The 26,042-nt window shown below is 70.8% G+C and carries 27 protein-coding genes and 1 pseudogene; 15 read left to right on the forward strand and 13 right to left on the reverse strand.

Annotation, left to right across the window (positions count from 1 at the left end; all coding sequences use genetic code 11):
* The first annotated feature begins 28 nt into the window (after positions 1–28).
* Complete coding sequence (locus KOI35_RS39805) at positions 29–841, forward strand: MOSC domain-containing protein (RefSeq protein WP_308121357.1); 813 nt, start codon at positions 29–31, stop codon at positions 839–841.
* Positions 842–923: 82 nt separating this feature from the next.
* Positions 924–1,871, forward strand: a complete 948-nt coding sequence (locus KOI35_RS39810) for an expansin EXLX1 family cellulose-binding protein (RefSeq protein WP_215794562.1) — start codon at positions 924–926, stop codon at positions 1,869–1,871.
* A gap of 63 nt (positions 1,872–1,934) precedes the next feature.
* Here the strand turns inward: KOI35_RS39810 and KOI35_RS39815 are convergent, their stop codons facing one another.
* The gene (locus KOI35_RS39815; protein WP_215794564.1) at positions 1,935–2,321 is read right to left on the reverse strand and encodes a hypothetical protein; all 387 of its coding nucleotides are present in this window, start codon (positions 2,319–2,321) and stop codon (positions 1,935–1,937) included.
* Positions 2,321–2,893: a TetR/AcrR family transcriptional regulator gene (locus KOI35_RS39820; protein WP_308121358.1), complete on the reverse strand. Its 573-nt coding sequence runs from the start codon at positions 2,891–2,893 to the stop codon at positions 2,321–2,323. The genes KOI35_RS39815 and KOI35_RS39820 overlap by 1 nt, the downstream gene beginning before the upstream one ends.
* A gap of 94 nt (positions 2,894–2,987) precedes the next feature.
* On the opposite strand from KOI35_RS39820, the gene KOI35_RS39825 reads away from it, so the two are divergent.
* The 7 genes from KOI35_RS39825 to KOI35_RS48020 all read left to right on the forward strand — a co-directional run bounded on the left by KOI35_RS39825 (position 2,988) and on the right by KOI35_RS48020 (position 12,626).
* On the forward strand, positions 2,988–3,824 hold the full coding sequence (locus tag KOI35_RS39825) for a MurR/RpiR family transcriptional regulator (RefSeq protein WP_215794569.1): 837 nt from the start codon (positions 2,988–2,990) through the stop codon (positions 3,822–3,824).
* Positions 3,825–3,846: 22 nt separating this feature from the next.
* On the forward strand, positions 3,847–5,484 hold the full coding sequence (gene hutU, locus KOI35_RS39830) for a urocanate hydratase (protein WP_215794571.1): 1,638 nt from the start codon (positions 3,847–3,849) through the stop codon (positions 5,482–5,484).
* Entirely contained in the window at positions 5,485–6,654 is a 1,170-nt protein-coding gene (locus KOI35_RS39835) for an allantoate amidohydrolase (protein ID WP_215794574.1), read from the forward strand.
* Positions 6,651–8,129, forward strand: a complete 1,479-nt coding sequence (locus KOI35_RS39840) for a formimidoylglutamate deiminase (protein ID WP_215794576.1) — start codon at positions 6,651–6,653, stop codon at positions 8,127–8,129. Before KOI35_RS39835 ends, KOI35_RS39840 begins: the two co-directional genes overlap by 4 nt.
* Positions 8,126–9,283: an imidazolonepropionase gene (hutI, locus tag KOI35_RS39845; RefSeq protein ID WP_215794579.1), complete on the forward strand. Its 1,158-nt coding sequence runs from the start codon at positions 8,126–8,128 to the stop codon at positions 9,281–9,283. Before KOI35_RS39840 ends, hutI begins: the two co-directional genes overlap by 4 nt.
* On the forward strand, positions 9,280–10,818 hold the full coding sequence (gene hutH / locus KOI35_RS39850) for a histidine ammonia-lyase (RefSeq protein WP_215794581.1): 1,539 nt from the start codon (positions 9,280–9,282) through the stop codon (positions 10,816–10,818). Before hutI ends, hutH begins: the two co-directional genes overlap by 4 nt.
* Before the next feature lie 338 nt (positions 10,819–11,156).
* Positions 11,157–12,626, forward strand: coding sequence for an NAD(P)-binding protein (locus tag KOI35_RS48020; RefSeq protein ID WP_308121359.1), 1,470 nt, complete (start codon positions 11,157–11,159; stop codon positions 12,624–12,626).
* Between the two features lie 12 nt (positions 12,627–12,638).
* Here the strand turns inward: KOI35_RS48020 and KOI35_RS49175 are convergent, their stop codons facing one another.
* Both KOI35_RS49175 and KOI35_RS39865 read right to left on the reverse strand, forming a co-directional pair.
* On the reverse strand, positions 12,639–13,310 hold the full coding sequence (locus tag KOI35_RS49175; RefSeq protein ID WP_215794583.1) for a pentapeptide repeat-containing protein: 672 nt from the start codon (positions 13,308–13,310) through the stop codon (positions 12,639–12,641).
* On the reverse strand, positions 13,286–13,477 hold the full coding sequence (locus KOI35_RS39865) for a hypothetical protein (protein WP_215794585.1): 192 nt from the start codon (positions 13,475–13,477) through the stop codon (positions 13,286–13,288). Before KOI35_RS39865 ends, KOI35_RS49175 begins: the two co-directional genes overlap by 25 nt.
* Positions 13,478–13,622: 145 nt before the next feature.
* On the opposite strand from KOI35_RS39865, the gene KOI35_RS39870 reads away from it, so the two are divergent.
* Positions 13,623–14,579: an SDR family oxidoreductase gene (locus tag KOI35_RS39870; RefSeq protein WP_215794587.1), complete on the forward strand. Its 957-nt coding sequence runs from the start codon at positions 13,623–13,625 to the stop codon at positions 14,577–14,579.
* Between the two features lie 11 nt (positions 14,580–14,590).
* A complete protein-coding gene (locus tag KOI35_RS39875) occupies positions 14,591–15,397 on the forward strand; it encodes a TetR/AcrR family transcriptional regulator (protein WP_308121360.1) in 807 nt (268 codons plus the stop codon).
* Between the two features lie 81 nt (positions 15,398–15,478).
* On the opposite strand, the gene rdgB is transcribed toward KOI35_RS39875, so the two are convergent.
* The 4 genes from rdgB to KOI35_RS39895 form a co-directional block, all read right to left on the reverse strand.
* Complete coding sequence (gene rdgB / locus KOI35_RS39880) at positions 15,479–16,093, reverse strand: RdgB/HAM1 family non-canonical purine NTP pyrophosphatase (protein ID WP_215794589.1); 615 nt, start codon at positions 16,091–16,093, stop codon at positions 15,479–15,481.
* Positions 16,090–16,818: a ribonuclease PH gene (rph, locus tag KOI35_RS39885; RefSeq protein ID WP_215794591.1), complete on the reverse strand. Its 729-nt coding sequence runs from the start codon at positions 16,816–16,818 to the stop codon at positions 16,090–16,092. The genes rdgB and rph overlap by 4 nt, the downstream gene beginning before the upstream one ends.
* Positions 16,819–16,896: 78 nt before the next feature.
* The gene (locus tag KOI35_RS39890) at positions 16,897–18,081 is read right to left on the reverse strand and encodes a glycosyltransferase (RefSeq protein ID WP_215794593.1); all 1,185 of its coding nucleotides are present in this window, start codon (positions 18,079–18,081) and stop codon (positions 16,897–16,899) included.
* 70 nt (positions 18,082–18,151) lie between these two features.
* Positions 18,152–18,898, reverse strand: a complete 747-nt coding sequence (locus tag KOI35_RS39895) for an MBL fold metallo-hydrolase (RefSeq protein ID WP_215794595.1) — start codon at positions 18,896–18,898, stop codon at positions 18,152–18,154.
* Positions 18,899–19,159: 261 nt separating this feature from the next.
* On the opposite strand from KOI35_RS39895, the gene KOI35_RS39900 reads away from it, so the two are divergent.
* The gene (locus KOI35_RS39900) at positions 19,160–19,570 is read left to right on the forward strand and encodes a hypothetical protein (RefSeq protein ID WP_215794598.1); all 411 of its coding nucleotides are present in this window, start codon (positions 19,160–19,162) and stop codon (positions 19,568–19,570) included.
* 7 nt (positions 19,571–19,577) lie between these two features.
* Here the strand turns inward: KOI35_RS39900 and KOI35_RS39905 are convergent, their stop codons facing one another.
* From KOI35_RS39905 to clpS, 5 genes and pseudogenes are all read right to left on the reverse strand, one after another.
* A complete protein-coding gene (locus KOI35_RS39905) occupies positions 19,578–20,543 on the reverse strand; it encodes a PLP-dependent cysteine synthase family protein (protein WP_215794600.1) in 966 nt (321 codons plus the stop codon).
* A gap of 4 nt (positions 20,544–20,547) precedes the next feature.
* The gene (locus KOI35_RS39910; protein WP_215794602.1) at positions 20,548–20,862 is read right to left on the reverse strand and encodes a MoaD family protein; all 315 of its coding nucleotides are present in this window, start codon (positions 20,860–20,862) and stop codon (positions 20,548–20,550) included.
* A gap of 64 nt (positions 20,863–20,926) precedes the next feature.
* A pseudogene (locus tag KOI35_RS39915) lies at positions 20,927–21,417 on the reverse strand (M67 family metallopeptidase).
* Positions 21,418–21,464: 47 nt separating this feature from the next.
* A complete protein-coding gene (locus KOI35_RS39920; protein ID WP_215794606.1) occupies positions 21,465–21,965 on the reverse strand; it encodes a DUF2017 domain-containing protein in 501 nt (166 codons plus the stop codon).
* Between the two features lie 19 nt (positions 21,966–21,984).
* Positions 21,985–22,275, reverse strand: a complete 291-nt coding sequence (clpS, locus tag KOI35_RS39925) for an ATP-dependent Clp protease adapter ClpS (protein WP_203378873.1) — start codon at positions 22,273–22,275, stop codon at positions 21,985–21,987.
* 106 nt (positions 22,276–22,381) lie between these two features.
* On the opposite strand from clpS, the gene KOI35_RS39930 reads away from it, so the two are divergent.
* The 3 genes from KOI35_RS39930 (at position 22,382) to KOI35_RS39940 (ending at position 25,618) form a co-directional block, all read left to right on the forward strand.
* Entirely contained in the window at positions 22,382–23,668 is a 1,287-nt protein-coding gene (locus KOI35_RS39930) for a nicotinate phosphoribosyltransferase (protein WP_215794609.1), read from the forward strand.
* Positions 23,669–23,676: 8 nt separating this feature from the next.
* Entirely contained in the window at positions 23,677–24,255 is a 579-nt protein-coding gene (locus KOI35_RS39935) for an isochorismatase family protein (RefSeq protein ID WP_215794612.1), read from the forward strand.
* 73 nt (positions 24,256–24,328) lie between these two features.
* Complete coding sequence (locus KOI35_RS39940; RefSeq protein ID WP_215794614.1) at positions 24,329–25,618, forward strand: MFS transporter; 1,290 nt, start codon at positions 24,329–24,331, stop codon at positions 25,616–25,618.
* Positions 25,619–26,042 lie beyond the last annotated feature (424 nt).

A 26,042-nucleotide genomic window follows, 5' to 3' on the forward strand; every position in this document is an offset into this window, starting at 1 on the left:
ACCAGGCGGCATCGTGACCAGCGGATCCGTGTCAGGCTGGGTTATGCGGATCACGGCCCTGTACACGTACCCGGTAAAGGGTTGTCATCGCATCGAGCACCAAAGCACCCCGGTCGAACCCTGGGGCCTGGCCGGCGACCGCCGCTGGCTGATGGTCGACGACGAGGGCATCGGCATCACGCAGCGCGACACCCCGAGGCTCACCCAACTGACCGTGATCCCCCGGGAAGGCGGCCTCGAGCTCCGCGTCCCCGGCCTGCTTCCGCTGAGTGTCGACGAGCCGATCGACGGCCCCGAAGAGATCGTGCGGGTGTTCCGCAGCAAGGGGCCGGCCCCCGCGCGGGTCGCCGAGAGCGAGTGGACCAGCCGGTTCCTGGGACGGGACGCCCGGCTCGTCTGGCAGGCCGACACGACCGGCCGCAAGATCGAGACGCACGCCCGGCCGGACGACCGGGTCAGCTTCGCCGACGGCTACCCGGTGCTGCTGGCCAACGAGAGCTCGCTCTCGGCGCTCAACGACTGGCTGGTCGAGGCGGGCGACGAGGCGGTGCCGATGACCCGGTTCCGGCCCAACATCGTGGTCGGCGGCGCCCCGCCCTGGGCCGAGGACGACTGGCTCGGGCAGCGGTTGCTGATCGGTGACGTGCCGTTCCGGGCGGCCAAGTCGTGCGCCCGGTGCGTGGTGACCACGATCGATCAGGAGACCGGTGAGAAGGGGAAGCAGCCGCTGCGGATGCTGGGCGCACGGCGGCGCTTCGACGACGGGCTGCTCTTCGCGATCAACCTGATTCCCGATATGTCGGGCGTCGTGCACGTCGGTGACCCGGTCGGGGTCGGATGATCGGGTGAAGCCCGCCACCGGAACCTTAGGACTGTCTTAGGTGGGTTGCCGGAGCGCTCCCACGACGGCAGGGTTCCTCTGCGTGACCGGATCTCGCGTGTTCTCGCCCCGCTGGCTCGCTCTCGGAGGCGCCGCCGTGCTCGCCGCCGTCCTCGGAGTGACGCTCGTGCTCCAGAACAGCGGGGCCGCCTGCGCCACCCCGCCGTCGACCACGGCCAAGAAGGGCAAGGCGACGTACTTCTCGCTCGACGGCACGCTCGGCAACTGCTCGTTCCCGAGCCCGCCGGCCGACGACCTGTTCGTGGCGCTGGGTCAGCACAACCAGTACTCGAACGGCGCCGCCTGCGGCACCTACATCGACGTGACCGGACCCAAGGGCAAGACCCGGGTCAAGGTCATCGACTCCTGCCCGGAGTGCCCGGCCGGTCACCTCGACCTGAGCCTCACCGCGTTCAAGAAGATCGGCGCGCAGTCGGCCGGGATCATCCCGATCACCTACAAGTCGGTTCCCGGGGCGGCGGTTCCAGGCCCGATTTCCGTACGGGTGAAGGAAGGCTCCTCGCAGTACTGGCTGAGCGTGCTGATCGACAACCACTCGAACCAGCTGGCCTCGGTGAAGATCGCGGGCTCGGGCGGCAGCTTCAAGAACGCGTCGCGCGAGGACTACAACTACTGGACGATCCCCAGCGGCGCCGGTAAGGGCCCGTTCAAGGTCAAGATCGCCGACATCTACGGCAACTCGGTCACCGTCGCGAACATCAAGCTGGCCGTCGGCAAGACCCAGAAGACGACCGCCAAGCTGGCCGGCAGCGTGGTCCGGCAGCCCGAGTCGGCACCCGCCCCGGCCACCAAGAAGACCACCGCCGCCACGAAGAAGCCCACCCCCAAGCCGACCAAGACCACCGCCGCCCCCACGCCGTCGGCCACCACCGCCGCAGCGGCCCCGGTAGTCGAATCGACGACGGTAGCGACCACCCAGCCCGCCCAGCTGGACGCGAACCTGGCGGCGGACGCCCCGCGCTGTTCCTGAACAAGTTCCCCACCACGGCCCGGCCGGACACGATCCCCCCTTCGCGTCCGGCCGGGCGCACGTTCAGTCGGTGCTGAGCGCCTCACGGTGCCCGCGCTCCGCCGGCATCGGCCGCAGGATCAGTGCGGCCACCGCGGCCAGGATGACGCCGCAGACGGCCTGTTCGACGACCATCCAGGCCGGCAAGGGCAGGAAGAGCAGCACGGCGACGATCGCGACCAGGATGACCGCGACCACGATGCGTAGCCGGAGCAACGCCCGCGCGCTTCCGCTCGCGGCGCGGAAGGCGAAGATCAGGGTGAGGTACGAGGTCACGGCCACGATCACGCCCCGCACCTCGGCAGCGGGCGTGACCAGGCCCGGGGCGACCGCGGCGAAGATGAAGATCGCCGCGACCGTGAGCGTGCTGAGGGCGGCGTAGGTGCCGACGAGCCACTTGACGGTACGCATCAGGATTCCTCCTTGGCGGTTGCCTTCTCGAAGAACCGGATCGTCTCGGCGACGTAGTGCTCGACGTCGAGATCCGGATGTGCGGTGAAGTGGAACGAGGCCGCGTCGATCAAGGCCCGCGTCATCAGCGCGACGACCTGCGGATCGAACTGTCCGAACTCGCCCCGCTGCTGTCCGGTTGCGAGCAGGTCACGCAGCGGCTCGACGCCGTCGGCGACCTCGATGCGACCACCGGCGTTCTGGAGGATCCGGTGCACGGCCCGGACGTGGGCGGCATTTTCGGCGATGAACCGCAGGTTGGACCCGAGGTATGCCCGCAGACGGTCCCGGGAGGACTTCTCCGCGCGGATCCGCTCGGCCATGTACGCGGTGCCGTTGTCGTAGAGCAGCCGGACGACCGCCTCGTGGACGCCTTCCTTGCTCTTGAAGTGATAGAGGACGGTCCCCTTGCTGGTGCCGGCCTCCTGGGCCACCCGCTCGACGGACGCGTTGGCGAACCCGTCGGTGTCCAGCACGACGATCGCGGCGGCGATGATGTCCTGCTGCCGCGCCTTCTGCGTTCTCGTGAGCACTTCATTTTCTGACCGCACGGTCAAATATTAGACCGTGCGGTCAAAGATGCGGTCACCCTAGCGCGCTGAAAGTTTTTATGCATACAGTGCTGAGGTGAATGAAGGAGCGGTCAAGGTCCTCGACCTGTTTGCCGGGGTGCGGCTCACGCCGACCCAGCGGCGGATCGCGCACTGCCTGGTCGAGCACGCGGGCAAGGCTGCCTATCTGTCCGCGGCCGAGGTGGCCGGGATCGCCGGGGTCAGCCAGCCGTCGGTCACCCGGTTCGCGATCGCGCTCGGCTACGAGGGCTATCCGGCCCTGCGACGGGTGTTGCGGGAGCTCACCGGTGGTGCCGACGGTGACCGCGGCCAGGATCACAACGCCCTGCAGGGGGCGGTGGCGGCCGAGGCGGCCCACCTCGAGCGGCTGCGGGAGCAACTCGAGCGGCTGGACGACGTACGGGAAGCTGCTTCTCTTCTGATCGGAAGCCGGCCCCTCCCGGTGCTCGGGCTGCGGTCGGCCGCACCCCTGGCCGGCTATTTCGGATACTTCGCCAGCAAGGTGCACCCGGATGTGCGGGTACTCGACGCGGGGGGCACGAGTCTGCTCGACCGGCTCGATCAGGCCCGCGCGGCCGGTGCCGGTGCGATGCTGGCGCTGGTGCTGCCGCGCTATCCGCGGGAGTCGCTCGAGGCGATCCGTGAGGCCAAGGCGATGGGGCTGGCCGTCGTCACCATCACCGATTCGGCGGTCAGCCCGGTCGCCGAGCACAGCGACGTCGTGCTGCCCGCGGCGGTCGGCACCCGGCTCGTGTTCGACCTGCACACCGGGCCGATGGCGATGGCCATGGTGCTGCTGCAGGCGATGTGCGACGCCGACCCCGAGCCGGTGCAGCAGCGACTCGAGGCGTTCGAGGCCACGGCCTCCCGCCGCAACATTTTTCAAGCCTAGAAGACTGTAGGGAAGGGCAACGATGTCGGAGATCCGGGCGCCTCGCGGCGCGGCGTACACCGCGAAGGGCTGGCCGCAGGAGGCCGCCAAGCGGATGCTCATGAACAACCTCGACCCGGATGTGGCCGAGCGCCCCGAAGACCTCGTCGTCTACGGCGGCACCGGCCGGGCCGCCCGGGACTGGCCGTCCTACCACGCGATCGTCCGCGAACTGGACGAGCTCAAGGGCGACGAGACGCTGCTGGTGCAGTCGGGCCGGCCGGTCGGCGTGTTCCGCACGCACGAGTGGGCGCCGCGGGTGCTGATCGCCAACTCGAACCTGGTCGGCGACTGGGCTTCGTGGCCGGAATTCCGGCGGCTCGAGAACCTCGGGCTGACCATGTACGGCCAGATGACCGCCGGGTCGTGGATCTACATCGGCACCCAGGGCATCCTGCAGGGCACGTACGAGACGTTCGCCGCGGTCGCCGCCAAGCGGTTCAACGGCACGCTGGCCGGCACCATCACCCTGACCGGCGGATGCGGCGGCATGGGCGGCGCCCAGCCCCTCGCCGTGACCATGAACGACGGCGTCTGCCTGATCGTCGACATCGACGAGTCGCGTCTGCGGCGCCGGGTCGAGACCCGCTACCTCGACGAGATCGCCGATGATCTGGACGACGCCCTGGCTCGCGCGGCCGCCGCCAAGAAGGACAAGCGCGCCGTCTCCATCGGCATCGTCGGCAACGCCGCCCTGGTCTTCCCCGAGATCCTGACCCGTGGCTTCGAGATCGACATCGTCACCGACCAGACCAGCGCGCACGACCCGCTGTCGTACATCCCGGTCGGTATCGATCTCGAGGATGCACCGGAATACGCCCGGACGAAGCCCGAGGAATTCACCGACCGCTCCCGCGCCAGCATGGCCAAGCAGGTCGCGGCCATGGTCGGGTTCATGGACGCGGGCGCCGAGGTGTTCGACTACGGCAACTCGATCCGCGGCGAGGCCAAGCTGGCCGGCTTCGAGCGCGCCTTCGAGTTCCCCGGCTTCGTGCCGGCGTACATCCGGCCGCTTTTCGCCGAAGGCAAGGGCCCGTTCCGCTGGGCCGCGCTGAGCGGCGACCCGGCCGACATCGCGGCGACCGACAAGGCCGTGCTCGACCTGTTCCCCGAGAACGAGTCGCTGGCCCGGTGGATGAAGATGGCCGAGGAGCGGGTCGCCTTCCAGGGTCTGCCCGCGCGCATCTGCTGGCTCGGCTACGGCGAGCGCGACAAGGCGGGCGTGCGCTTCAACGACATGGTCGCGCGAGGCGAGGTGTCGGCACCGATCGTGATCGGCCGGGACCACCTCGACTCGGGGTCGGTCGCCTCCCCGTACCGGGAAACCGAATCCATGCTCGACGGCTCCGACGCGATCGCCGACTGGCCGCTGCTGAACGCCCTGCTCAACACGGCCAGCGGCGCGAGCTGGGTGTCGATCCACCACGGTGGCGGCGTCGGCATCGGGCGCTCGATCCACGCCGGTCAGGTCTGTGTGGCCGACGGCACCGAGCTGGCCGGGCAGAAGATCGAGCGGGTGCTGACCAACGACCCGGGCACCGGCGTGATCCGGCACGTGGACGCCGGTTACGAGTCGGCGGCCGCCGCGGGCGTGCACATCCCCATGCGACGGGACGCCTAAGTGACTTTCCGGGAACTCTGGGACGGGATCGCGCCGATCGGCCGGGCTCCCAAGGGCGGCTACCTGCGGTATGCGCTCGAGGAGCCCGAGCTGGTGCTGCGCGACTGGTTCCGCAACCAGGCCGCACGCCGCGACATGCCGGTCACCGACGACGGCAACGGCAACCTGTTCGCCTGGTGGGGCGACCAGTGGGGGCACGACGCCATCCTGACCGGCTCGCACTTCGACTCGGTGCCGCACGGTGGCGGGTTCGACGGACCGCTCGGCATCGTCAGCGGCTTCCTGGCCGTCGACGAGCTGCGCCGCCAGGGGCACGTGCCGAGCAAGCCGATCGCCGTGGTCGCCTTCGTCGAGGAGGAGGGCGGCCGGTTCGGCGTCCCGTGCCTGGGCTCCCGCCTGCTGTCCGGTGCGATCGAGCCGGCGCAGGCGGCGGCGCTGACCGACCGTGAGGGCATCACGTTCGGCGAGGCCCTGGGCGACACCCCGGCCGGTCGGCTGCCCGGCCTGACCAGCCGGATCGGCGCGCTGATCGAGCTGCACATCGAGCAGGGCCGCGCGCTCGAGGTGCCGGTCGGGGTGGCCAGCGCGATCTGGCCGCACGGGCGGTGGCGGTTCGACTTCACCGGGCACGGCGACCACGCGGGCACGACCCGGATGGCCGACCGGCGCGACCCGATGCTGACCTTCGCCTACACGGTGCTGGCGGCCAACAAGGAGGCCCGGCTCAACGGCGCCCACGCCACGATGGCTCGCGTCGAGGTCGAGCCCAACGCGACGAATGCCATTCCTTCCCTCGTACGGGGGTGGCTGGACGCCCGGGCCGCCGAGACCGGGACGCTGGACACCATGGTCGAGGCGATCCTGAAGCGGGCCCACGAGCGGGCCGGCCGCGACGGCACCGAGATCGCGGTGACGTCGGAGTCGTTCAGCGCCGAGGTGACGTTCGAGACCTCGCTCGCGGCACGGCTGTCCACGCTGCTGGGCGACGCGCCGATCCTGCCGACCGGGGCCGGGCACGACGCCGGTGTGCTGTCGGCGCACGTGCCGACCGCGATGCTCTTCGTCCGCAACCCGACCGGCGTGTCGCACTCCCCCGCCGAGCACGCCGACGAGGCGGACTGCGTGGCGGGCATCGGCGCCTTGGCGACGGTTCTCGGCGACCTCACATGACAACCTTCTTTTCCCCGTACGTATGGACAGGCGGGGCGCTGGCACGAAATGTCACCATTGAGGTGGCTGACGGCGTGATCACGGCCGTGCGCCCTGACCCGGACGGCTCGGCGTTGGGCGACTCGGGCGATGCCGGAACGCCGGTCTTGCTGCCCGGCCTGGTCCTGCCCGGCTTCGCCAACGCCCACTCGCACGCGTTCCACCGGGCGCTCCGCGGACGCACCCACGCGGGCGGCGGCAGCTTCTGGACGTGGCGCGACCTGATGTACTCGGTGGCCGAACGCCTCGACCCGGACAGCTACTACGCCCTGGCCAAGGCCGTCTACGCCGAGATGGCCCGGGCCGGCATCACCGCCGTGGGCGAGTTCCACTATCTGCACCACGGTCCGGACGGCACGCCCTACGCCGACCCCAACGCCATGGGGAACGCGCTGATCGCCGCCGCGGCCGACGCCGGGATCCGGATCACGCTGCTGGACACGCTCTATCTGACCGCCACGGTGGACGGCAAGCCGCTCGAGGGCGTGCAGCGCCGGTTCGGCGACGGCGACCTCGACGGCTGGTCGGCCCGGGTCGCCGGCCTGCGTTCTTCGCCCCACGCCCGGATCGGCGCCGCGCTGCACTCGGTGCGAGCTGTTCCGGCGGGCGCGATGGCCTCGTTCGCCTATCGCACGGCCGGGCAACCGGTGCACGTCCACCTCAGTGAGCAGCGGGCCGAGAACGAGCAGACCCTTTCCGCGTACGGCTGCACCCCCACCGAACTGCTCCAGCGCCACGGCGTGTGGCGCGAGTCGACGGTCGCGGTGCACGCCACCCACCTCACCGATCGTGACGTCGAGATCCTCGGGAATCACCACGTGTGCTTCTGCCCGACGACCGAGCGGGACCTCGCCGACGGCATCGGACCGGCGCGTCGGCTTTCCGACGCGGGCGCCCGGCTCAGCCTGGGCAGCGACAGTCACGCGGTGATCGACCAGCTCGAGGAGTTGCGCGCGCTGGAGATGAACGACCGGCTGGCCACCGAGCAGCGGGGGCGCTTCACGCCGGCCCAGCTGATCGCGGCGGCGGCCAACCACGAGTCGATCGGCTGGACCGACGCCGGGGAGATCGCCGTGGGCATGCGGGCCGACTTCGTGTGCGTGGGTCTCGACAGCGTCCGTACCGCCGGCGTCTCCCCCGACCAGGCCGTGCTCGCGGCGACCGCGGCCGACATCACCCATGTGGTCGCCGACGGCCGGGTCATCGTGGCCGACAGCCGGCACACGTCGATCGACGTGCCGCGCGAACTGAGCGAGACAATCGCGGCGCTGACCGGTAATCGCCGTGCGAGTGACCAGCTCGCGGGCACGGAAACGCGCAACAAGCTCGCGAGCGCGGAACCACGCAACAAACTCGCGAGCGCGGAACCACGCAACAAACTCGCGAGCGCGGAACCACGCAACAAACTCGCGAGCGCCGAAGTGAGCGACAAATGAGCATTGTGGTCGACAACATCGGTGAGCTCGTCACCAACAATCCCGCTGACGGTGACGGGCTTCTCGGTCTCCGGCACGATGCCGCTCTGGTGATCGAAGACGGGCGGGTCGCGTGGATCGGCCCGTCGGCCGGTGCCCCCGCCGCGGATCAGCGGATCGACGCCTCCGGGAGCGCGGTGCTGCCCGGCTTCGTCGACAGCCATGCGCATCTGATGTTCGCCGGTGACCGGGCGGCCGAGTTCGGGGCCCGGATGGCCGGCGAGCCCTACACCGGCGGCGGCATCCGGACCACGGTGGCGGCGACCCGGGCGGCGAGCGACGACGAACTCCGGGCCAACGCGAAACGCCTGGTCGACGAGGCGCTCCGCCAGGGCACGACGACCATCGAGATCAAGAGTGGCTACGGGCTGAACGTCGACGACGAGGCGCGGTCGCTGCGGCTGGCCCGGGAGCTGACGACCGAGACGACGTTCCTGGGCGCGCACGTGGTGCCGGCCGGGAGCGACCCCGACGCGTACGTGAAGCTCGTCTGCACCGAAATGCTCGAGGCCTGTTCCCCGTACGCGAAATGGATCGACGTCTTCTGTGATCGCGGGGCGTTCGACGGCGATCAGACGCGCGCGATCCTCGAGGCCGGCGCCCGCACGGGCCTGCTGACCCGGGTGCACGCCAATCAACTGGTCGCCGGTCCGGGCGTACAGCTGGCGGTCGAACTGGACGCGGCCAGCGCCGACCACTGCACGCATCTGAGCGATGCGGACATCACCGCGCTGTCCGGGTCGAACACGGTGGCCACGCTGCTGCCGGGCGCCGAGTTCTCGACCCGGTCGCCCTATCCCGATGCGCGCCGGCTGATCGATTCCGGCGTGACGGTCGCCCTGGCCACGGACTGCAACCCCGGTTCGTCGTACACGTCCTCGATGCCGTTCTGCATCGCGCTCGCCGTCCGCGACATGCGGATGACCCCGGCCGAGGCCGTGCACGCGGCCACCGCCGGCAGCGCGCGGGCCCTGCGCCGCGACGACATCGGCCGGCTGACCGTCGGCGCGCGGGCCGACCTGATCGTGCTCGACGCGCCGTCCCACCTGCACCTGGCCTACCGTCCCGGTGTCCCCCTGATCAGCACAGTCGTGCACAACGGAGCCCCCCAATGAAGGTCGTAACCGTTCAACCCACCGGCGTCACCCCCGCCGATGTGCTCGCGGTCGCCCGCGACAACGCCCGCGTCGAGATCGCCCCCGAGACCGTGGCCGCCATGGCCACGAGCCGGGCCATCGTCGACAACATCGAGGCCTCCGGCAAGCCCGTGTACGGGGTGTCGACCGGCTTCGGCGCCCTGGCCAACACGTCCATCGCCCCCGAGCGCCGGGCCGAGCTGCAGCACGCGCTCATCCGCTCGCACGCGGCCGGGATCGGCGCGCCCATGCCGCGCGAGGTCGTCCGCGCGATGATGCTCCTTCGGCTGCGGTCGCTCGCCCTCGGTCACTCCGGTGTGCGCCCGGTGCTCGCGCAGGGCCTGGCCGACCTGCTCAACCACGACATCACCCCGTGGGTGCCGGAACACGGCTCGCTGGGCGCGTCGGGTGACCTGGCTCCGCTCGCGCACTGCGCGGTCGTGCTGCTCGGCGAGGGCTGGGTGCTCGGCAAGGACGGCGCCCGCCTGGCCGCCGCCGAGGCCCTGCACACGGCCGGGCTGGAGCCGCTCGAGCTGGCCGCCAAGGAGGGGCTGGCCCTGATCAACGGCACCGACGGCATGCTCGGCATGCTGCTGCTGGCCATCGACGACGCCGCGCACCTGTTCACCATGGCCGACGTGACGGCGGCGCTGGCGATCGAGGCGATGCTCGGTTCGGAGCGCCCGTTCCGGCCCGAGCTGCACGCGATCCGGCCGCATCCGGGCCAGTCGGCGTCCGCCGCAAACATCCTCACCCTGCTCCAGGACTCCACGATCATGGACTCGCACCGGGACGACCTGGCCCACGCGGTGCAGGACGCGTACTCGATGCGCTGTGCTCCCCAGGTGGCCGGCGCGGCCCGGGACACGCTGGATTTCGTCCGTACGACCGCCGCGCGCGAACTGGTGTCCGTGGTGGACAACCCGGTGGTGCTGCCGGACGGGCGGGTCGAGTCGACCGGCAACTTCCACGGTGCGCCGCTCGGGTTCGCGGCCGACTTCCTGGCCATCGCCGCCGCCGAGGTGGGCGCGATCGCCGAACGCCGCGTCGACCGCCTGCTCGACGTGACCCGCAACCGTGACCTGCCGCCGTTCCTGTCCCCCGACGCCGGCGTGAACTCGGGTCTGATGATCGCCCAGTACACGGCGGCCGGCATCGTGGCCGAGAACCGCCGCCTCGCCTCCCCCGCGTCGGTCGACTCGCTGCCCACCAGCGGCATGCAGGAGGACCACGTCTCGATGGGCTGGGCCGCCACCAAGAAGCTGCGCACGGTGCTCGACAACCTGACGTCGCTTCTGGCCGTCGAGCTGATTTCCGCCGTACGCGGTCTGCAGCTTCGCGCTCCCCTGCAGCCCTCGCCGGCCGGGCGTGCGGCCATCGAAGCACTGGAACCCTCGGCCGGCCGCCCCGGCCCCGACCTGTTCCTGGCCCCGGCCCTGGAGGCGGCCCGTGCCGTGGTCGCGGGCCGCGACCTGCGCACCCGGATCGAAAGCGCGACGGGCGCTCTGCGGTAGGCCGTCGCGGACCCACAGCAGTGCGCGCCGCGGTCGCTCTTCGCGGGTCCCCCGGCAGGACGCGCCGCGGTCGCTCTTCGCGGGTCCCCGGCGGGACGCGCCGCGGTCCCTCCGCGAGTCCCCCGGCGGGACGCGCCGCGGCCGCCCTTCGCGAGTCCCCCGGCGGGACGCGCCGCGGCCGCCCTTCGCGAGTCCCCCAGCGGGACGCGCCGCGGCCGCCCTTCGCGAGTCCCCCGGCGGAGCGCGCCGCGGCCGCCCTTCGCGAGTCCCCCAGCGGGACGCGCCGCGTTGCTCTTCGCGGGTCCCACGGCGGGGCGCGGCCTGGGTAGGTTGCCATTGTGGACTCGCATGCAGTGGTGATCGGCGCGGGCATGGCGGGACTGGCCGCCGCCCGCGTCCTCAGCGACCGGTATTCGCGCGTGACCGTTCTTGATCGGGACGAGTTACCGGCCGGCTCCCGGCCCCGACGGGGCGTGCCGCAGAGTTCGGCGCCGCACATTCTGCTCGTCGCGGGGCGGGAAGAACTGAGCACGCTGTTTCCCGGCCTGTCGGAGGAACTCGTCGAAGCGGGCGGATCCCGCTTCGACACCGGCCTGGGGTTGTGCACCTATCGACTGGGCCGGCGCTGGCCCCAGGAGCCGACCGGCATGGACCTCGTGTCGGTCAGCCGGCCCCAGCTCGAGGCCGCGCTCCGTCGCCGGGTCACCGCGCTGCCCGGCGTGATCGTGCGCGACCAGGTCGCCGTGTCCGGCCTGACCAGCGCCACCGCCGGCCCGGAAAGCAGTGCGGGCGACCCGGCTAGCCGCGCGAGTGACCCGACGGGCGACCCGGCCGGCCGCGCGGGCGACCCGGCGGGCGTCTCGGTCGGCCGCGCGGGCGACCCGGCCGGCCGCGCGGGCGACCCGGCGGGCGCCTCGGTCGGCGTGACCGGGGTGATTCTCGACAACGGCGAGGTCCTGCACGCCGATCTGGTGGTCGACGGCACCGGCCGGGGCGCCCGATCGGACCGGTGGCTGAGTGAGCTGGGCCTTTCCTCCCCGGCGCAGCTCGAGGTCAAGGTCGGCGTCGCCTACTCGACCCGGATCTATCGGCGCCGCCCGGACGACCTGCCGGGCTGGGACGCGGCGTTCGTGCTGCCCACCGCGCCCGAGCAGCGGATGTCGGGCCTGGTGCTGCCGATCGAGGACGACCGCTGGCTGATCGCGATCGGTGGCTGGCATCTGAGCGACCCGCCCACCGACCCGGAAAGCCTCGAACGGCACGCGCGCGAGCTGCCCGACCCGATCGTGGCCGAGGTGATGAGCCGGGCCGAACCGCTCGGCGACCCGGCCGTGTTCCGGTTCCCGTCGAGCCGGCGGCGCCTGTTCGAGCAGCTGGAGTCGCCCCCGGCCGGTTACGTGGCGCTCGGCGACGCCGTCTGCAGCTTCAACCCGATCTATGGCCAGGGGATGACCTGCGCGGCCATGTCCGCGGTCGCGCTGGGCGCCGCGCTCGACCAGCACGGCGGCCGGGCGAGCACGGCGATGGCCCGCGCCTACTACGCGCGGGTGGCCGAGATCGTGCAGGTGCCGTGGCAGTTCGCGGTCGGCGGCGACTTCGTCTATCCCCAGACGACCGGCCCCCGCCCGCGGGGAATCGCGCTGCGAAACTGGTACTCGCGCCGGATCGCCTACGCCTCGCAGATCGACGCCGAGGTCAATCGCACCTTTGTCCGCGTCCAGCATCTGGTCGATCCACCCTCGGTGCTGACCCGGCCCGGTTTCGCCTTACGCGTGCTGCGAAAGGCGCGTGAACGCCTGCGCTCCTGACCCGGCCGGGGCTCAGCGGTCTTTCACACTCACGCCCAGGGTCTGGGCCAGGGCGGCGGCCGACTCCATCAGCTGGGTGCTGTCGATGACCGCGCCGCGCAGCGACTCCCAGCCCTCGGCCACGTCGAGCGTGCGCGCGCCCCGGAAGTCGAGCTTCTTGACGGTCGCCTTGGTGAAGCGCGCCCGCCGGATCGACGAGCCCGGGAACGTGACGCCGGCCAGCGTGGCCTGACCGAAGTCGACCTCGGCCAGGTCGCAGTCGCGGAACTCGACGTCCTGCAGTCGCGAGCCGCGCAGGTTCAGGCTGTCGATCTTGCAGTTCCGCACGACGACGCGGCGCCACTGCGAGCCGTACGCCTGCACGCCCGCGAGAACCCCGTCCAGGATCGACACGTTCATCAGATCGGCCTCGGCCCAGCCCCCGCCGATCCAGCGGCTTCGTGAGATCCAGACGTCGTCGAGGCGTACGCGATCGAAGGAACCCCCGGTGAACGTGACCGAGGTGATCGCGCTCTCGGAGAACCGCGAGCCCCCCGCCTCGACCTCGTCGAACTCGGCGTTGTCGATGTGCACCTCGGTGTAGTCGCCGTCGCGTTCGAGCTCCTCGTCGAGCGGGCGCAGGAATTTCGCGTACGGGAGCGAACTGAGCTCCTGCACTTCTAAGCCTCGGGAGAAGTCGCCCACGGGCAGTCACTGTACGTGGGCGGCTCGACGACGACGTAGGTCGCCGCGTCAGCCGAGGTGGTGGCCGCGGGAACGCTGTCGGCGGAGCTGATCGGCTCGATCGCGAAGAGCGCGGACAACCCGACGAGCACGGTGGCCGCGGCTAGTGCGGCGATCCTCAGCGGCATGGCTTCCCCCAGGTGGCTCGTGGGCCGAGCCTCCAATACTCCCACCTTCAACAAAATCCCGCTCGTTGACAAGTGGGGCACCCCTCCGGTTATCGTGGAGATGGAAACGGGGCGGTACCCCACTTCATTCTCAGGGAGCACAACGATGAGCGAGCGCGTGGTTCTGGTGACGGGCGCCAGCAGCGGTTTCGGACGGTTGACGGTCGAGGCCCTGGCCCGCCGGGGGCACACCGTCTTCGCGGGCCTGCGGGACATCGCCGGACGAAACGCCCGGGCCGCGGCCGAATTGACCGGCTTCGTCGCCGGCCAGCCCGGCTTCGACGCCGACCGGCCCGGTGTCGTCGTCGGCCAGCCCGGCGAAGTCGTCGGCCGGCGCGATGACGGATTGCCGAGCGACGGCGGGCGGCTGCGGGTCGTCGAGATCGACGTCACCGACCAGAGCTCGGCCGACCGGGCCGTGACCGAGATCATGGCTGCCGCGGGCCGGATCGACGTGGTGGTGAACAACGCCGGGATGATCTTCCCTGGCCCGCTCGAGGCGTTCACGGCCGAGGAGGCGCAGCGTCAGTTCGACGTGAACGTGCTCGGCGCCCTGCGCGTCAACCGGGCCGCCCTCCCCCACCTGCGCGCCCGGGGCAACGGCCTGCTGATCCAGATCGGATCGGTCGCGGGCCTGGTCACCACCCCGTTCACCGGCCTCTACGCGGCGAGCAAGGCCGCGCTCGAGAGCCTGACCGAGGCCTGGCGGCACGAGCTCGCCCCGCACGGGATCGAGTCGGTGATCATCGACGCGGCCTCCTACCCGACCAACATCGGGGTCAACGCCGCGATGCCGGCCGACCTGGAACGGCTCGGTGTCTACGCGGAGGCGTTCGGCGGCTTCACCAACGCGATCGTCGAGCGGTCGGCATCGGTCGGCGGAGACCCGCGTGAGGTGGCCGACGCGGTCGTCAAGCTGATCGAGGGCGGGGACCGTCCGGTGCGTACGGTCGTGGCGCCACCCGGCCAGTACGAGCCCCTGCAGGCCCTCAACCGCACGTCGGCCGAGACCGCCGAGCGGGTGGGCACGGCAATGGGTGTGGCGACGTACATGACCCACTAGGCTTCCGGGGCGTGGGAGCCACCCGGCCGATGCGCGCCGACGCGCGGCGTAACTACGAACAGATTCTCGCCGCCGCCGAGGCCGAGGTGGCCCGCGCCGGCGCCGATGCCTCGCTCGAAGAGATCGCCCGCCGGGCCGGCGTGGGCTCGGCCACGCTCCACCGGCATTTCCCGTCCCGGCAGTCGCTGCTCGAGGCCGTCTTCCACGATCGCGTGGTGGCCCTGTGCGACCGGGCCCACCAGCTCGCCGCGGCCGGGGACGACCCGGGCCGGGCGCTGGCCGACTGGCTGCGCGAGCTCGCCGCCTACGGCGCCACCACCCGCGGGCTGGCCAAGTCGCTGCTAGGCGGCACACCGAGCGGACCCAGCGGCACGCCAAACGGGCCCAGCGGCACGCCGAGCACGACAGCGAGCGGGCCCAGCAGCACGCCGAGCACGACAGCGGGCGGACCCGGCGGCACGCCCGGCACGACCGCGAACGGGCCCAGCAGCACGCCGAACACGACAGCGGGCGGACCCGGCGGCACGCCCGGCACGACCGCGAACGGGCCCAGCGGCACGCCGAACACGACCGCGAACGGGCCCGGCGGCTCCCCGAGCACGACAGCGAGCACCTGTGAGGCTCTCCTGGTCGAGGCCGGCGACGAGTTGCTGCGCCCGGCCCAGGCGGCCGGCGCGGTGCGCCCCGAGGTGACCATCGTCGACCTGCTCACGCTGGTCAACGCCGTCTCGCTGGCCACCGAGACCAGCCCCGACGCCGGCGCCGAGGCGGCCCGCCTGGCCACCCTGGCGCTCGACGGAGTGCGCCCTCGCCTCTAGCGCGCTCGCACCCCGCACCCTGAGCGCGCTCGCACTCCACGCCCCGCACCCTGAGCGCGCTCGCACTCGTGAAACGCGCCTCTAGTTCGTGACCTCGCGAGCGATCACCTTGGACAGCTCGCGGAACGCCTTGCCCCGGTGGCTGATCGCGTCTTTCTCGGTCGGCGCGAGCTCGGCGTTGGTGCGTTCCTGACCGTCGCCCAGGAAGATCGGGTCGTAGCCGAACCCGCCCTCGCCCCGGCGCGCCCGCAGGATGCGGCCCGCCTGCCGGCCCTCGACCAGATGCTCACGGCCGTTGGGCAGCACCAGCGCGGCCGCGCAGACGAAGGCGCCGCCCCGCTGCTCGTCGGCCACGTCGGAGATCTGGGCCAGCACCAGGTCGAGGTTGGCGTCGTCGTTGCCGTGGCCGCCCGACCACCGGGCGCTGAACACGCCCGGCATGCCGTTGAGCGCGTCGACCGCGAGCCCCGAGTCGTCGGCCACCGTGGGCAGGCCGGTGCGCTTGGCCCCCTCGCGCGCCTTGATCAGCGCGTTTTCCCCGAAGGTGAGCCCGGTCTCGGGCACGTCGGGGTAGCCCTCGAATTCGGCCAGTCCGACCAGCTCGATGCGGTTGGCCCCGAGCGACACGTCGAGGATCCGCTGGAGCTCGACCAGCTTCTTCTTGTTCGCCGTGGCGAGCAGCAGCCGGGCGCTCACGACGCCAGCGCCTTCTGCTGGGCGGCGGCCAGGTCGGTGCAGCCGGCGAGCGCGAGGTCGAGCAGGGCGTCCATCTGGTCGCGGCGGAACACGCCATTTTCACCGGTGCCCTGCACCTCGACGAAGTCGCCGTCGCCGGTGCACACCACGTTCATGTCGACCTCGGCGTCGACGTCCTCGAGATACATCAGGTCGAGCCGGGGCTCGCCGTCGATGATCCCGACGCTGACGGCCTGGATCGAGCGGTGCATGACGGCGTCGACCTTGCCGGCCAGCGACTTGCGCCCGGCCAGCCAGGTGACCGCGTCGTGCAGGGCGACGTAGGCCCCGGTGATCGCGGCCGTGCGGGTGCCGCCGTCGGCCTGCAGCACGTCACAGTCGAGGACAACCGAGTTTTCGCCCAGCGCCTTGAGGTCGATGCAGGCCCGCAGGCTGCGGCCGATCAGGCGGGAGATCTCCTGGGTGCGGCCGCCGACCTTGCCCTTGACGCTCTCGCGGTCGCCGCGGGTGTTCGTCGCGCGGGGCAGCATCGCGTATTCGGCGGTGACCCAGCCGAGGCCGGACCCCTTGCGCCAGCGCGGGACACCCTCGGTGACGCTCGCCGTGCAGAGCACTCGCGTGTTGCCGAACTCGACGAGCACCGACCCCTCGGGGTGGATGCTCCAGTGCCGAGAGAGGGTCACCGGTCGCAGTTGGTCGGCCGAGCGGCCGTCGGGGCGTGCCATGGGAGAACCTTATTAGGCCCGGCCACGGACCGCTGCGCCCGCCCCACTGCCTGTGGACAACCGCGAACTGTGGATAACTCAGCCGAGCGTCGGACCGGCGGGCCGGGGCACGGCCGGGCGCAGCACGGCGGTGGGTCGCTGACGACCGGCCAGGGCCACCTCGGGCAGCGCGCCGTGCGCCCGCAGGAAGCCGTCGACTGCCTGCGGCCAGCCGAAATGCTCGGCCCGGGCGCGGGCGGCGGCCCGGCGCTCGGGCTCCGGACGCTCCATCAGTTCGCGGACGCCGGCGGCGAAGCCCTCGCCGGTGCCCGGCACCGCGACCCCGGCGTCGCCCACGACCTCGGGCAGGGCGCTGGTCTCGTTGACCACGACCGGGGTGCCGCAGGCGAGCGCCTCGAGCGCGGTCATGCCGAACGTCTCGACCGGGCCCGGGGCCAGCACGACGTCGGCCGTGGCGAGCAGGGCGGCCATCACCCGGCGGTCGGCGATGTGGCCGGTGAAGCGGACCGGCAGGCGGGCCGCACGATAGGCCAGCGCGGCCCGCCGTACGCCGTCTCCGGCCACCGCGAGCACCGCGGGCACCTTGTCGTTGCGCAGCACGCCGATCGTGTCCACGGCCAGCTCAGGCCTTTTCTGGCCGGAGAGCCGGCTGGCGAAGGCGATCAGCAGCTCGCCGGGCCGGGCGTAGCGCTCGCGGATGCTCTCGTCGAACCGGGCCGGGTGGAACTCGTCGAGGTCGACGCCGAGCGGCACCTCGGTCAGGTTGGGCACGCCCAGGCGGCGGAACTCGGCCGCGGCGAACGAGGTGGTGCAGATGATCTGGTCGAAGAACTCGGCCGTGCGCAGGTTGAACTTGTCGGCCACGGCGTCCCGCTTGGGTACGCCCCAGACACCGAGCAGCCCGGCCAGGCTCTCGTGCGACACCATCATCGAGCCGACCCCACGGCTGCGGGCCCAGCCGCCGGTCCAGCGCAGGCTGGTGCGGTCGGAAACCTCGAGACGGTCGGGCTCCAGCTCGTCGAGCAGCTGGGTGAGTTCCCGGCGTCCGGTCATCACGCGATATCCGCCCGTACGCGGGAGGGGCGCGCTGGGCAGGGTGATCACGCGGCCCTGCGAGGTCATCTTGTCGGAGCGCTGACGTCCGGGAACGATCAGGACAGCTTCGTGCCCGGCCTGCTGATAGCCCTCACCGAGATTACGGAGAGCTGTCCGCAGGCCACCCGAATGGGTTGTCACGAAGTTGGCCAGACGAACGATGCGCATCCAACAACTCCAAGATCACGATCCGCTGGTGCTCCCGCGCTCTGACCGTGCCCCCGCCCCGGTCCAGGGCCTAGAGATCGTAGCGGGCACCTGGGCGCACGACCTCAACCGGTCCCGCAAACGCGGCCACGGCGGCATCCACAATAGATGCCTCGCTGACCCACGCGGGGACCAGATGGGTCAGCAACAGTTTGCCCACATCCGCCTTGGTCGCCGCCTCACCCGCCTCACCACCCGTGAGGTGCAGGCCAGGGGGGTTGTCGGCGCCGTCGAGGTAACTGGCCTCACACAGAAACAAATCCGCGCCGGCGGCGAGTCGCAGCAGCGGTTCGCAGGGCGCGGTGTCCGAGGAGTACGCCAGCACCCGTCCACCCTGCTCGATCCGTACGCCATAGGTCTCGATCGGATGGTTGACCCGGTCGACCGTGATCGTGAAGGGACCGATCGGGAACGTGCCCGGCTGCAGGCCGTAGAACGTGTAGACGTCATCGACCGGCTCGTTGTCCTGGCTGTACGCGGCGGAGATGCGCTCGGCCGCGCCCAGGGGCGCGTAGACCGGCACCGGCGGCTGCGGACCGGACGGGTCGTAGCGACGGACGACGATGTAGGTGCACGCGTCGAGCATGTGATCGCAGTGCAGATGCGTGAGGATGATCGCGTCGATCTTGTTCAGGTCGGAGTAACGCTGCAGCGCGGACAGCGAACCCGAGCCGAAATCGATCAGCAGCCGGAAGCCCTCAGCCTCGACGAGATAGGCGGAACAAGCCGACTCGGGGCCGGGAAAACTGCCGGCACAGCCGAGAACGGTCAGTCGCATGCGGGTCCCTTTGGCTCACGCTGGGTCGAACACGCCCCGCCCGACCGGTCCGTGCTGACATCCTCAGACCAGTCAATCACGGAGCGAAGCGTACGCCGGGACCTGCGCGCCATGTAAACGTCTGATCGATTTGTCGCTAAATCGACAACGTACATCACACCGCCCGTGACCTCGGCCATTAGCGCAATTCCCGTTACGTCCGGTGAGTCGTTTGCGTTGCACAAAGTGAGGACTTCTGAGGACCAAACAGGCGGGGGCAACGTGACCACGGTCGAGAAGGACCGCACCACGCGTACCGAGGCGGCGGCGATCATGCCGTTCGGTGGCTGGGAGAGTACACCGACCGGGGCGGGATCACCGGACGACGAAACACTTTTCCGATTTCCGGCCCCGGACGATCCGGCGCCCAGCACCGCGCGGGTCCTCGCGATGGCGCTCTGGGCGGCCGGACTCGGCCTCACCGCGATCGGCGTCGGTATTACCGCATTCGTCACCGTCTTCGGCGGCGCGGCATTCTGGTTCGTGCCGACTCTCGCCCTATTCGGGTTGATGAGCGTGGGATTGGCGGTGGGCGCATTCCTGTCGATCCACCGCCCGTTCCTGCCGTGGCTGCTTCTGGTGTGCTCCACCGGCCCACTCGCCATCGACGTGCTGATCGCCGCGCTCTATTAGCCGGCGCTCAGGCCCACAACTGCCCTTCGAGGGCTTCCTCGGCGTCGTTCAGGGTGCCGCCGTAGGCACCGGTCGACAGGTACTTCCAGCCGCCGTCGGCGATCACGAAGGCCACGTCGGCCCGCCGGCCGGCCTTGACCGCCTCGTGCGCCACGGCCAGCGCGGCGTGCAGGATCGCGCCGCTGGAGAACCCGGCGAAGATGCCCTCGACCTCGACCAGCTGGCGGGTGCGGAGCACGGCGTCACGGGTGCCGACCGAGAACCGGCGGTCGAGCACCGTGGCGTCGTACAGCTCGGGCACGTAGCCCTCGTCGATGTTGCGCAGCCCGTAGACCAGCTCGCCGTAACGCGGCTCGGCGGCGATGATCTGGATGCCGTCGACCTTCTCCTTGAGGAAGCGGCCGGTGCCCATCAGCGTGCCGGTGGTGCCCAGGCCGGCCACGAAGTGCGTGATGGTCGGCAGGTCGTGCAGCAGCTCGGGACCGGTGGTCTCGTAGTGCGCGCGGGCGTTGGCCGGGTTGCCGTACTGGAACAGCATCTTCCAGTCCGGATGCTCGGCCGCGATCTGCTTGGCGGTGGCCACGGCCTGGTTGGAGCCGCCCGCGGCCGGCGAGAAGATGATCTCGGCGCCGTACATGCGCAGCAGCTGGACGCGCTCGGCCGACACGTTCTCCGGCATCACGCAGACGATGCGATAGCCACGCAGTTTGGCCACCATGGCCAGGGCGATGCCGGTGTTGCCGCTGGTCGGCTCGAGGATGGTGTCGCCCGGGTGCAGGTGGCCCGACTCCTCGGCCTCGCGCACCATGAAGAGCGCCGGCCGGTCCTTGATGCTGCCGGTCGGATTGCGGTCCTCGAGTTTGGCCCAGAGGCGCACCGCCGGTGCCCCTTCGGGCACCGTCGGCGACAGGCGGGGCAGGCCGACGAGCGGCGTGCCCCCACACGCGTCCAGCAGGCTCTCGTAGCGAGCCACGACGTCAGCGTCCGAGAATCGCTGCCGCGGCCGCGAAGCCCAGCGCGCCACCGGCCACGGCCGGGAGGATGGTGACCGAGTCACCGTCGCTGAGCTTGGCCTCGAGCGCGCCGAGGAAGCGGACGTCCTCGTCGTTGACGTAGATGTTGACGAACTTGTGCAGTCCGCCCTCGGGGGTGATGAGACGCCCCTTGAAGCCGTTGTGCTTGGCGTCCAGGTCGTCGATCAGCGCGCTCAGCGTTTCGCCGGCACCCTCGACGATCTTGGCGCCGCCGGTGTAGCTGCGCAGGATGGTGGGAACGCGGACTTCGATAGCCATGACGGTGAATGCTCCTGAAGGAAGGTCGAACTGAGGGCAGGGTCTTCTGATGGGTCGAATGTCCTCAGCGACACTCGTAGAAGACCGACACCGGGCTCTGCCCGAACATGTACGACTGCACAGCGCACGCCATCACGCGTCCACCGTCGCATCCGCGATGTTGATCTCTTCCTCGGTCACCACGCCGTCCACTATGCGGAACGACCGGATCTCTTCCGAGTCGGGCTCGCGGGTGGAGACAAGAACGTAATGTGCGCCCGGCTCGCCCGCGAAGGAGATGTCGGTGCGCGACGGGTACGCCTCGGTCGCCGTGTGCGAGTGGTAGATGACCACCGGTTCCTCGTCGTTGTCGTCCATCTCGCGCCACACCCGCAGCTGCTCCATGGAGTCGAACTCGTAGAACGTCATCGACCGGGCCGCATTGTCCATCGGGATGAGCCGGGTCGGCAGGTCGCTGCCGATCGGGCCCGCGACCACACCGCAGGCCTCGTCGGGGTGGTCCCGGCGGGCGTGGGCGACGATCGCGTCGACGATCGCGCTGTCGATGGTCAGCACGTCGTTCACATTACCGTGAGATTTCCCCGGTACGGACGTGGCTGTGCTCACTCGATCTCAGGCAGCGCGTTCAGCAACGACTCCTGCAGATAGCCGAGATAGGCGTACACGCTGAGCTGGAACACCCGGCTGGAACCGGGGTCGCGCAGGACCGCCTCGTCGAGCTCCTCGCCCAGGTCGGTGTCGGCCTGGATGTCGAGCCGGGTGCCCATGGCCAGCCGGGCGTCGTTGATCGCGCGCAGCCAGGCCTCGGCCGCCTCGCCGTCGAGGCGTACCTCGCCCTCGCCCTCGTCGGGCAGCGCGGCCAGGATCGCCCCGGCCTGATCGATCTTCCCGGTCTTGAGATCGCCCTCGGTGTAGAGACGGAACTCGTCGGAGTCGTCCGGGCGATCCGGATAGATGTCGGGGAAGAGGCGGCCGACGACCGGATCGGTGTGATCCATGCCGTCGGTCAGCAGACCGACCACCTCGCCGGCGACCTTGCGCAGCACGCGCACCTCGTCAACCGCGAACGTGGCCACGCACTGGCTGCCGTTGCGTCGGAACATCTACCCTCTCCCGCGGTCTTCAGTCCCGGTCCACCGTGGCCCAGAGACCGTATCCGTGCAGCTGGTTGGCGTCCATCTCCATGCGCTCGCGCGCACCGGAGCTGACCACCGCCCGGCCCTTGTTGTGCACGTCGAGCATCAGGGCCTCGGCCTTCTCCTTGGAGAAGCCGAAAATCTTTTGAAAAACCCAGGTCACGTACGACATGAGGTTCACCGGATCATCCCAGACGATGGTCACCCACGGCCGATCATCAGCGGGTGCCTCCTCGATCTCGGGGCTCTCGACGGGAGCGACCTGTGGCAGCGCCATGCCCACCATGGTGCCACCGGTTTTGCCGCATCGGTGAACCGGAACGCCGAACCGCAGGTCAGGACGCGGTTCGTAAGGGGCCGTCGCGCGCAATAGGGTGGGGATCGTGAACTCCTTGTCGCCGTCGTTGCTGACCGATCAGTACGAGTTGACCATGGTCAGCGCCGCGCTCCGCGACGGCACCGCCGGTCGCCGCTGTGTCTTCGAGGTCTTCGCCCGGCGATTGCCCGGCGAACGACGCTACGGCGTGGTCGCCGGCGTGGGCCGGCTGATCGAGCTGATCCGGGACTTCCGGTTCGGCGAGCCCGAGCTCGACTTCCTGCGCCGCACGGGCGTGGTCGACGACCAGACCGCCGAATGGCTGGCCGGCTACCGCTTCACCGGCGACGTCGACGGCTACGCCGAGGGCGAACTCTATTTCCCGGGCTCCCCGATCATGACCGTCAGCGGCACCTTCGCCGAGTGCGTGCTGCTCGAGACGCTGATCCTGTCGGTCCTCAACCACGACTCGGCGATCGCCTCGGCCGCGGCCCGCATGGTCACCGCGGCCCGCGGGCGGCCGATCATCGAGATGGGCTCGCGCCGCACCCACGAGGACTCGGCCGTCGCCGCCGCCCGGGCCGCCTATCTGGCCGGGTTCGCCTCGACCTCCAACCTCGCCGCGGGCGCGCTCTACGGCATCCCGACCACCGGCACCTCGGCCCACGCGTTCACGCTGCTGCACGACGACGAGCCGACGGCGTTCGCGTCCCAGGTGGCCGCGCTCGGCAAGAACACGACGTTGCTGGTCGACACGTACGACATCGCCCAGGGCATCCGGAACGCGATCGCGGTGGCCGGGCCCGACCTGCGGGCCGTCCGGATCGACTCGGGCGACCTGTCGGTGCTGGCCCAGCACTCGCGCGAGCTGCTCGACTCGCTGGGCGCGACCGAGACCCAGATCGTCGTCTCGGGCGACATGGACGAGTACGCGATCTCCTCGCTCGCCGCCGAGCCGGTGGACATGTACGGCGCCGGCACCGCAGTGGTCACCGGATCGGGGGCGCCGACCGCGGGCCTGGTCTACAAGCTGGTCGAGGTCGAGGGGCGCCCGGTGGTCAAGCGCTCGGAAAACAAGGCGACGGTGGGCGGACGTAAGACGGCCGTACGCCGGCACAAGCCGACCGGCACCGCGACCGAAGAGATCGTCGTCTCCCAGGGACTGCCCGATCACGCCGCCAACGACCGGCTCCTGCAGCGGTCGTTCATCGTCGCGGGCGAGCCGGTCGAGCTGCCGACCCTGCAGGAGTCGCGGGAACACCTGCGGCAGTGTCTGATCTCGATACCGTGGGAGGGCCTGAAGCTCTCGGCCGGCGACCCGGCCATCCCCGTCACCATCGTTCCGACCGCCTAGGGGTTCCCGTGACACGCGCGCTGATCATCGTCGACGTCCAGAACGACTTCTGCGAGGGCGGGTCCCTGGCCGTGGCCGGGGGTGCGGCGGTCGCGGCGGGCATCTCGCTGGTGCTCGACAAGGCGGGCGACCGCTGGGACCACGTGGTCGCGACCAAGGACTGGCACATCGACCCCGGAAACCACTTCAGCGACCACCCCGACTACACCGACACGTGGCCCGCGCACTGCGTGGTCGGCTCGTCCGGCGCCGAGTTCCACCCCGAGCTGGCCACCGGCAAAATCGAGGCGGTGTTCCACAAGGGCGAGCACAAGGCGGCGTACTCGGGCTTCGAGGGTCACACCGACAGTGGCGAGACCCTGACCGCGTGGCTGCGCGAGCGGGATGTGACGGAAGTCGAACTGGTGGGGATCGCCACCGACCATTGCGTACGGGCGACCGCGCTCGACGCCAAGGCCGAGGGGTTCGCGACGACGGTGTTGCTGGAGCTCACCGCTGGTGTCGCGGCCGCGACGACTGCTACCGCGCTCGAGCAGTTCCGCGACGCCGCGATCGAGACAACGGGCACCCCGGTCGTTGCGTCCTAATTTCGCCCCGATGAAGTAGTTGGTTTTTTGTCGTACCTCCGAGGCAGGATGAGCCCCGGAGGTCAGGAACCACATGCTTCTCAAGCCTTACCGTGACACGCTCGCCCTGCCCGGCATCAAGTCGTTGCTGGCGGTGGCGACGCTCGCCCGCATCCCGATCGCGGCCGGGGCCGTCGTGCTCACCCTGCACGTGGTCACCGACCTCGGCCGGGGTTACGGCGCGGCCGGCCTGATCGGCGCGGCGTTCACCATCGGCGGGTCGGTCGGGGCGCCCGTCATGGGCCGCCTGATCGACCGGCGCGGGTTGCGCCTGGTGCTCGTGCTCACCACCGTGGCCGAGGTCGTCTTCTGGTCGGCCGCGCAGGCCGTGCCCTACTGGACGCTGCTGGTCATGGCCCTGTTCGGCGGGTTCCTGGCCCTGCCCGCCTTCTCGGTGGCCCGCCAGTCGATCAGCGCGCTGACCCCCGAGGCCCATCGCAAGCCGGCGTTCGCGCTCGACTCGATCACCACCGAGCTGTCGTTCATGACCGGGCCCGCGCTCGGCGTGCTGGTCGCCACCACCGCCGGGGGCCGCTGGGCGATGCTCATGCTGGCCGTCGGCATCCTGCTCTCCGGGCTCGGCCTGTGGCTGCTCAACCCGCCGGTCCGGGCCGCACACGAGGCTCCGATCACGGCCGGCGAGCGGGTGCCGCGGCGCAGCTGGCTGGGTCCCCGCTTCGTCGCCGTGCTGCTGGTGACCATGGCCGCCACCCTGGTGCTCTCGGGCACCGACGTCGCGCTGGTGGCCGTGCTGCGCGACAACGGCGAGCTGGCCTGGTCGGGCCTGGTGATGTCGCTGTGGGCGTTCTACTCGCTGCTGGGCGGCTTCGCCTACGGCACGATGAGCCGCTCGTTCTCGCCCGTGGTCATCCTGGTCCCGCTGGCCGTCGCCACCATGGTGGTCAGCCTGGGCGGCGCCCACTGGTGGCTGATCGCGCTGCTGCTGATCCCGGCCGGTGCCCTGTGCGCCCCGCTGATCACCTCGACGGCCGACGCGATCAGCCGCATGATCCCGGCCGCGGCCCGGGGCGAGGCCATGGGTCTGCACAACTCGGCGCTCACCGTGGGCGTGGCGCTGGGCGGCCCGCTGGCCGGCATCGCCGCCGACACCCTGTCCCCGCCCTGGGGTTTCGTCACCGTCGGCGGAGCGGGCGTCCTGATCGCCCTGCTGGTGCTGCCCACTGAGCTCCGCCGCCGGCGCACCACCGCAGCCGCCGACCAGGCCGCCAACGAAGCCCCGTCCGACGTCTTCGTCGCCCCCGGTCCGCGCACGGTGGCCACCCACCCGACCGACGCGACCACCACCAGCACCACCGTGCACTAGGGTCCGCCCGGCGGATCACGCGGGTCTGCGGCGCGGTCAAAGGTGGTGGCTGACGTCGGCCGCAGGACGGTCGCATATCGGCCCTGCTCGCCAGGCCGCCGGGTCGGGCGGAGGGAGGCGTCGCTGGTCGTGCGGCCTCACCGTGGTCTTGGCGCTGTGTGCTTCGACCTCGTGATGCCCCTATGGATGTCAAGCGGGTGTGGCGAGGGCCTGGGTGATGTGTGTGGGCGTTCCGCGGCTGCCGTCAGCCGCCGCCTGGGCCTCGGCGCAGGCCCCTCGTGATCCGTCGGACGGCCCCCTAGGTTCTGTCTCGCGGATCAAGTCCGTCGGGGACGGCGCGTAGCCAGTCGAGCATCTCGACCAGGTCGAGGGTGGCTTGATAGTGAGCGCCGAGTTTGTCGTAGCGGGTGGCCACACCGCGCCA

It is taken from the genome of Paractinoplanes bogorensis, from assembly GCF_018829635.1.
GTDB lineage: Bacteria > Actinomycetota > Actinomycetes > Mycobacteriales > Micromonosporaceae > Actinoplanes > Actinoplanes bogorensis.

Excerpts from the sequence above, each read along its gene's own strand:
- KOI35_RS39815 (WP_215794564.1), bottom strand. The coding sequence starts at position 2,321 with ATGCGTACCGTCAAGTGGCTCGTCGGCACCTACGCCGCCCTCAGCACG.
- hutU (WP_215794571.1), top strand. The coding sequence starts at position 3,847 with ATGTCGGAGATCCGGGCGCCTCGCGGCGCGGCGTACACCGCGAAGGGC.
- KOI35_RS39840 (WP_215794576.1), top strand. The coding sequence starts at position 6,651 with ATGACAACCTTCTTTTCCCCGTACGTATGGACAGGCGGGGCGCTGGCA.
- hutI (WP_215794579.1), top strand. The coding sequence starts at position 8,126 with ATGAGCATTGTGGTCGACAACATCGGTGAGCTCGTCACCAACAATCCC.
- hutH (WP_215794581.1), top strand. The coding sequence starts at position 9,280 with ATGAAGGTCGTAACCGTTCAACCCACCGGCGTCACCCCCGCCGATGTG.
- KOI35_RS39865 (WP_215794585.1), bottom strand. The coding sequence starts at position 13,477 with ATGCCGCTGAGGATCGCCGCACTAGCCGCGGCCACCGTGCTCGTCGGG.
- KOI35_RS39870 (WP_215794587.1), top strand. The coding sequence starts at position 13,623 with ATGAGCGAGCGCGTGGTTCTGGTGACGGGCGCCAGCAGCGGTTTCGGA.
- rph (WP_215794591.1), bottom strand. The coding sequence starts at position 16,818 with ATGGCACGCCCCGACGGCCGCTCGGCCGACCAACTGCGACCGGTGACC.
- KOI35_RS39890 (WP_215794593.1), bottom strand. The coding sequence starts at position 18,081 with ATGCGCATCGTTCGTCTGGCCAACTTCGTGACAACCCATTCGGGTGGC.
- KOI35_RS39895 (WP_215794595.1), bottom strand. The coding sequence starts at position 18,898 with ATGCGACTGACCGTTCTCGGCTGTGCCGGCAGTTTTCCCGGCCCCGAG.
- KOI35_RS39910 (WP_215794602.1), bottom strand. The coding sequence starts at position 20,862 with ATGGCTATCGAAGTCCGCGTTCCCACCATCCTGCGCAGCTACACCGGC.
- KOI35_RS39920 (WP_215794606.1), bottom strand. The coding sequence starts at position 21,965 with ATGTTCCGACGCAACGGCAGCCAGTGCGTGGCCACGTTCGCGGTTGAC.
- clpS (WP_203378873.1), bottom strand. The coding sequence starts at position 22,275 with ATGGCGCTGCCACAGGTCGCTCCCGTCGAGAGCCCCGAGATCGAGGAG.
- KOI35_RS39940 (WP_215794614.1), top strand. The coding sequence starts at position 24,329 with ATGCTTCTCAAGCCTTACCGTGACACGCTCGCCCTGCCCGGCATCAAG.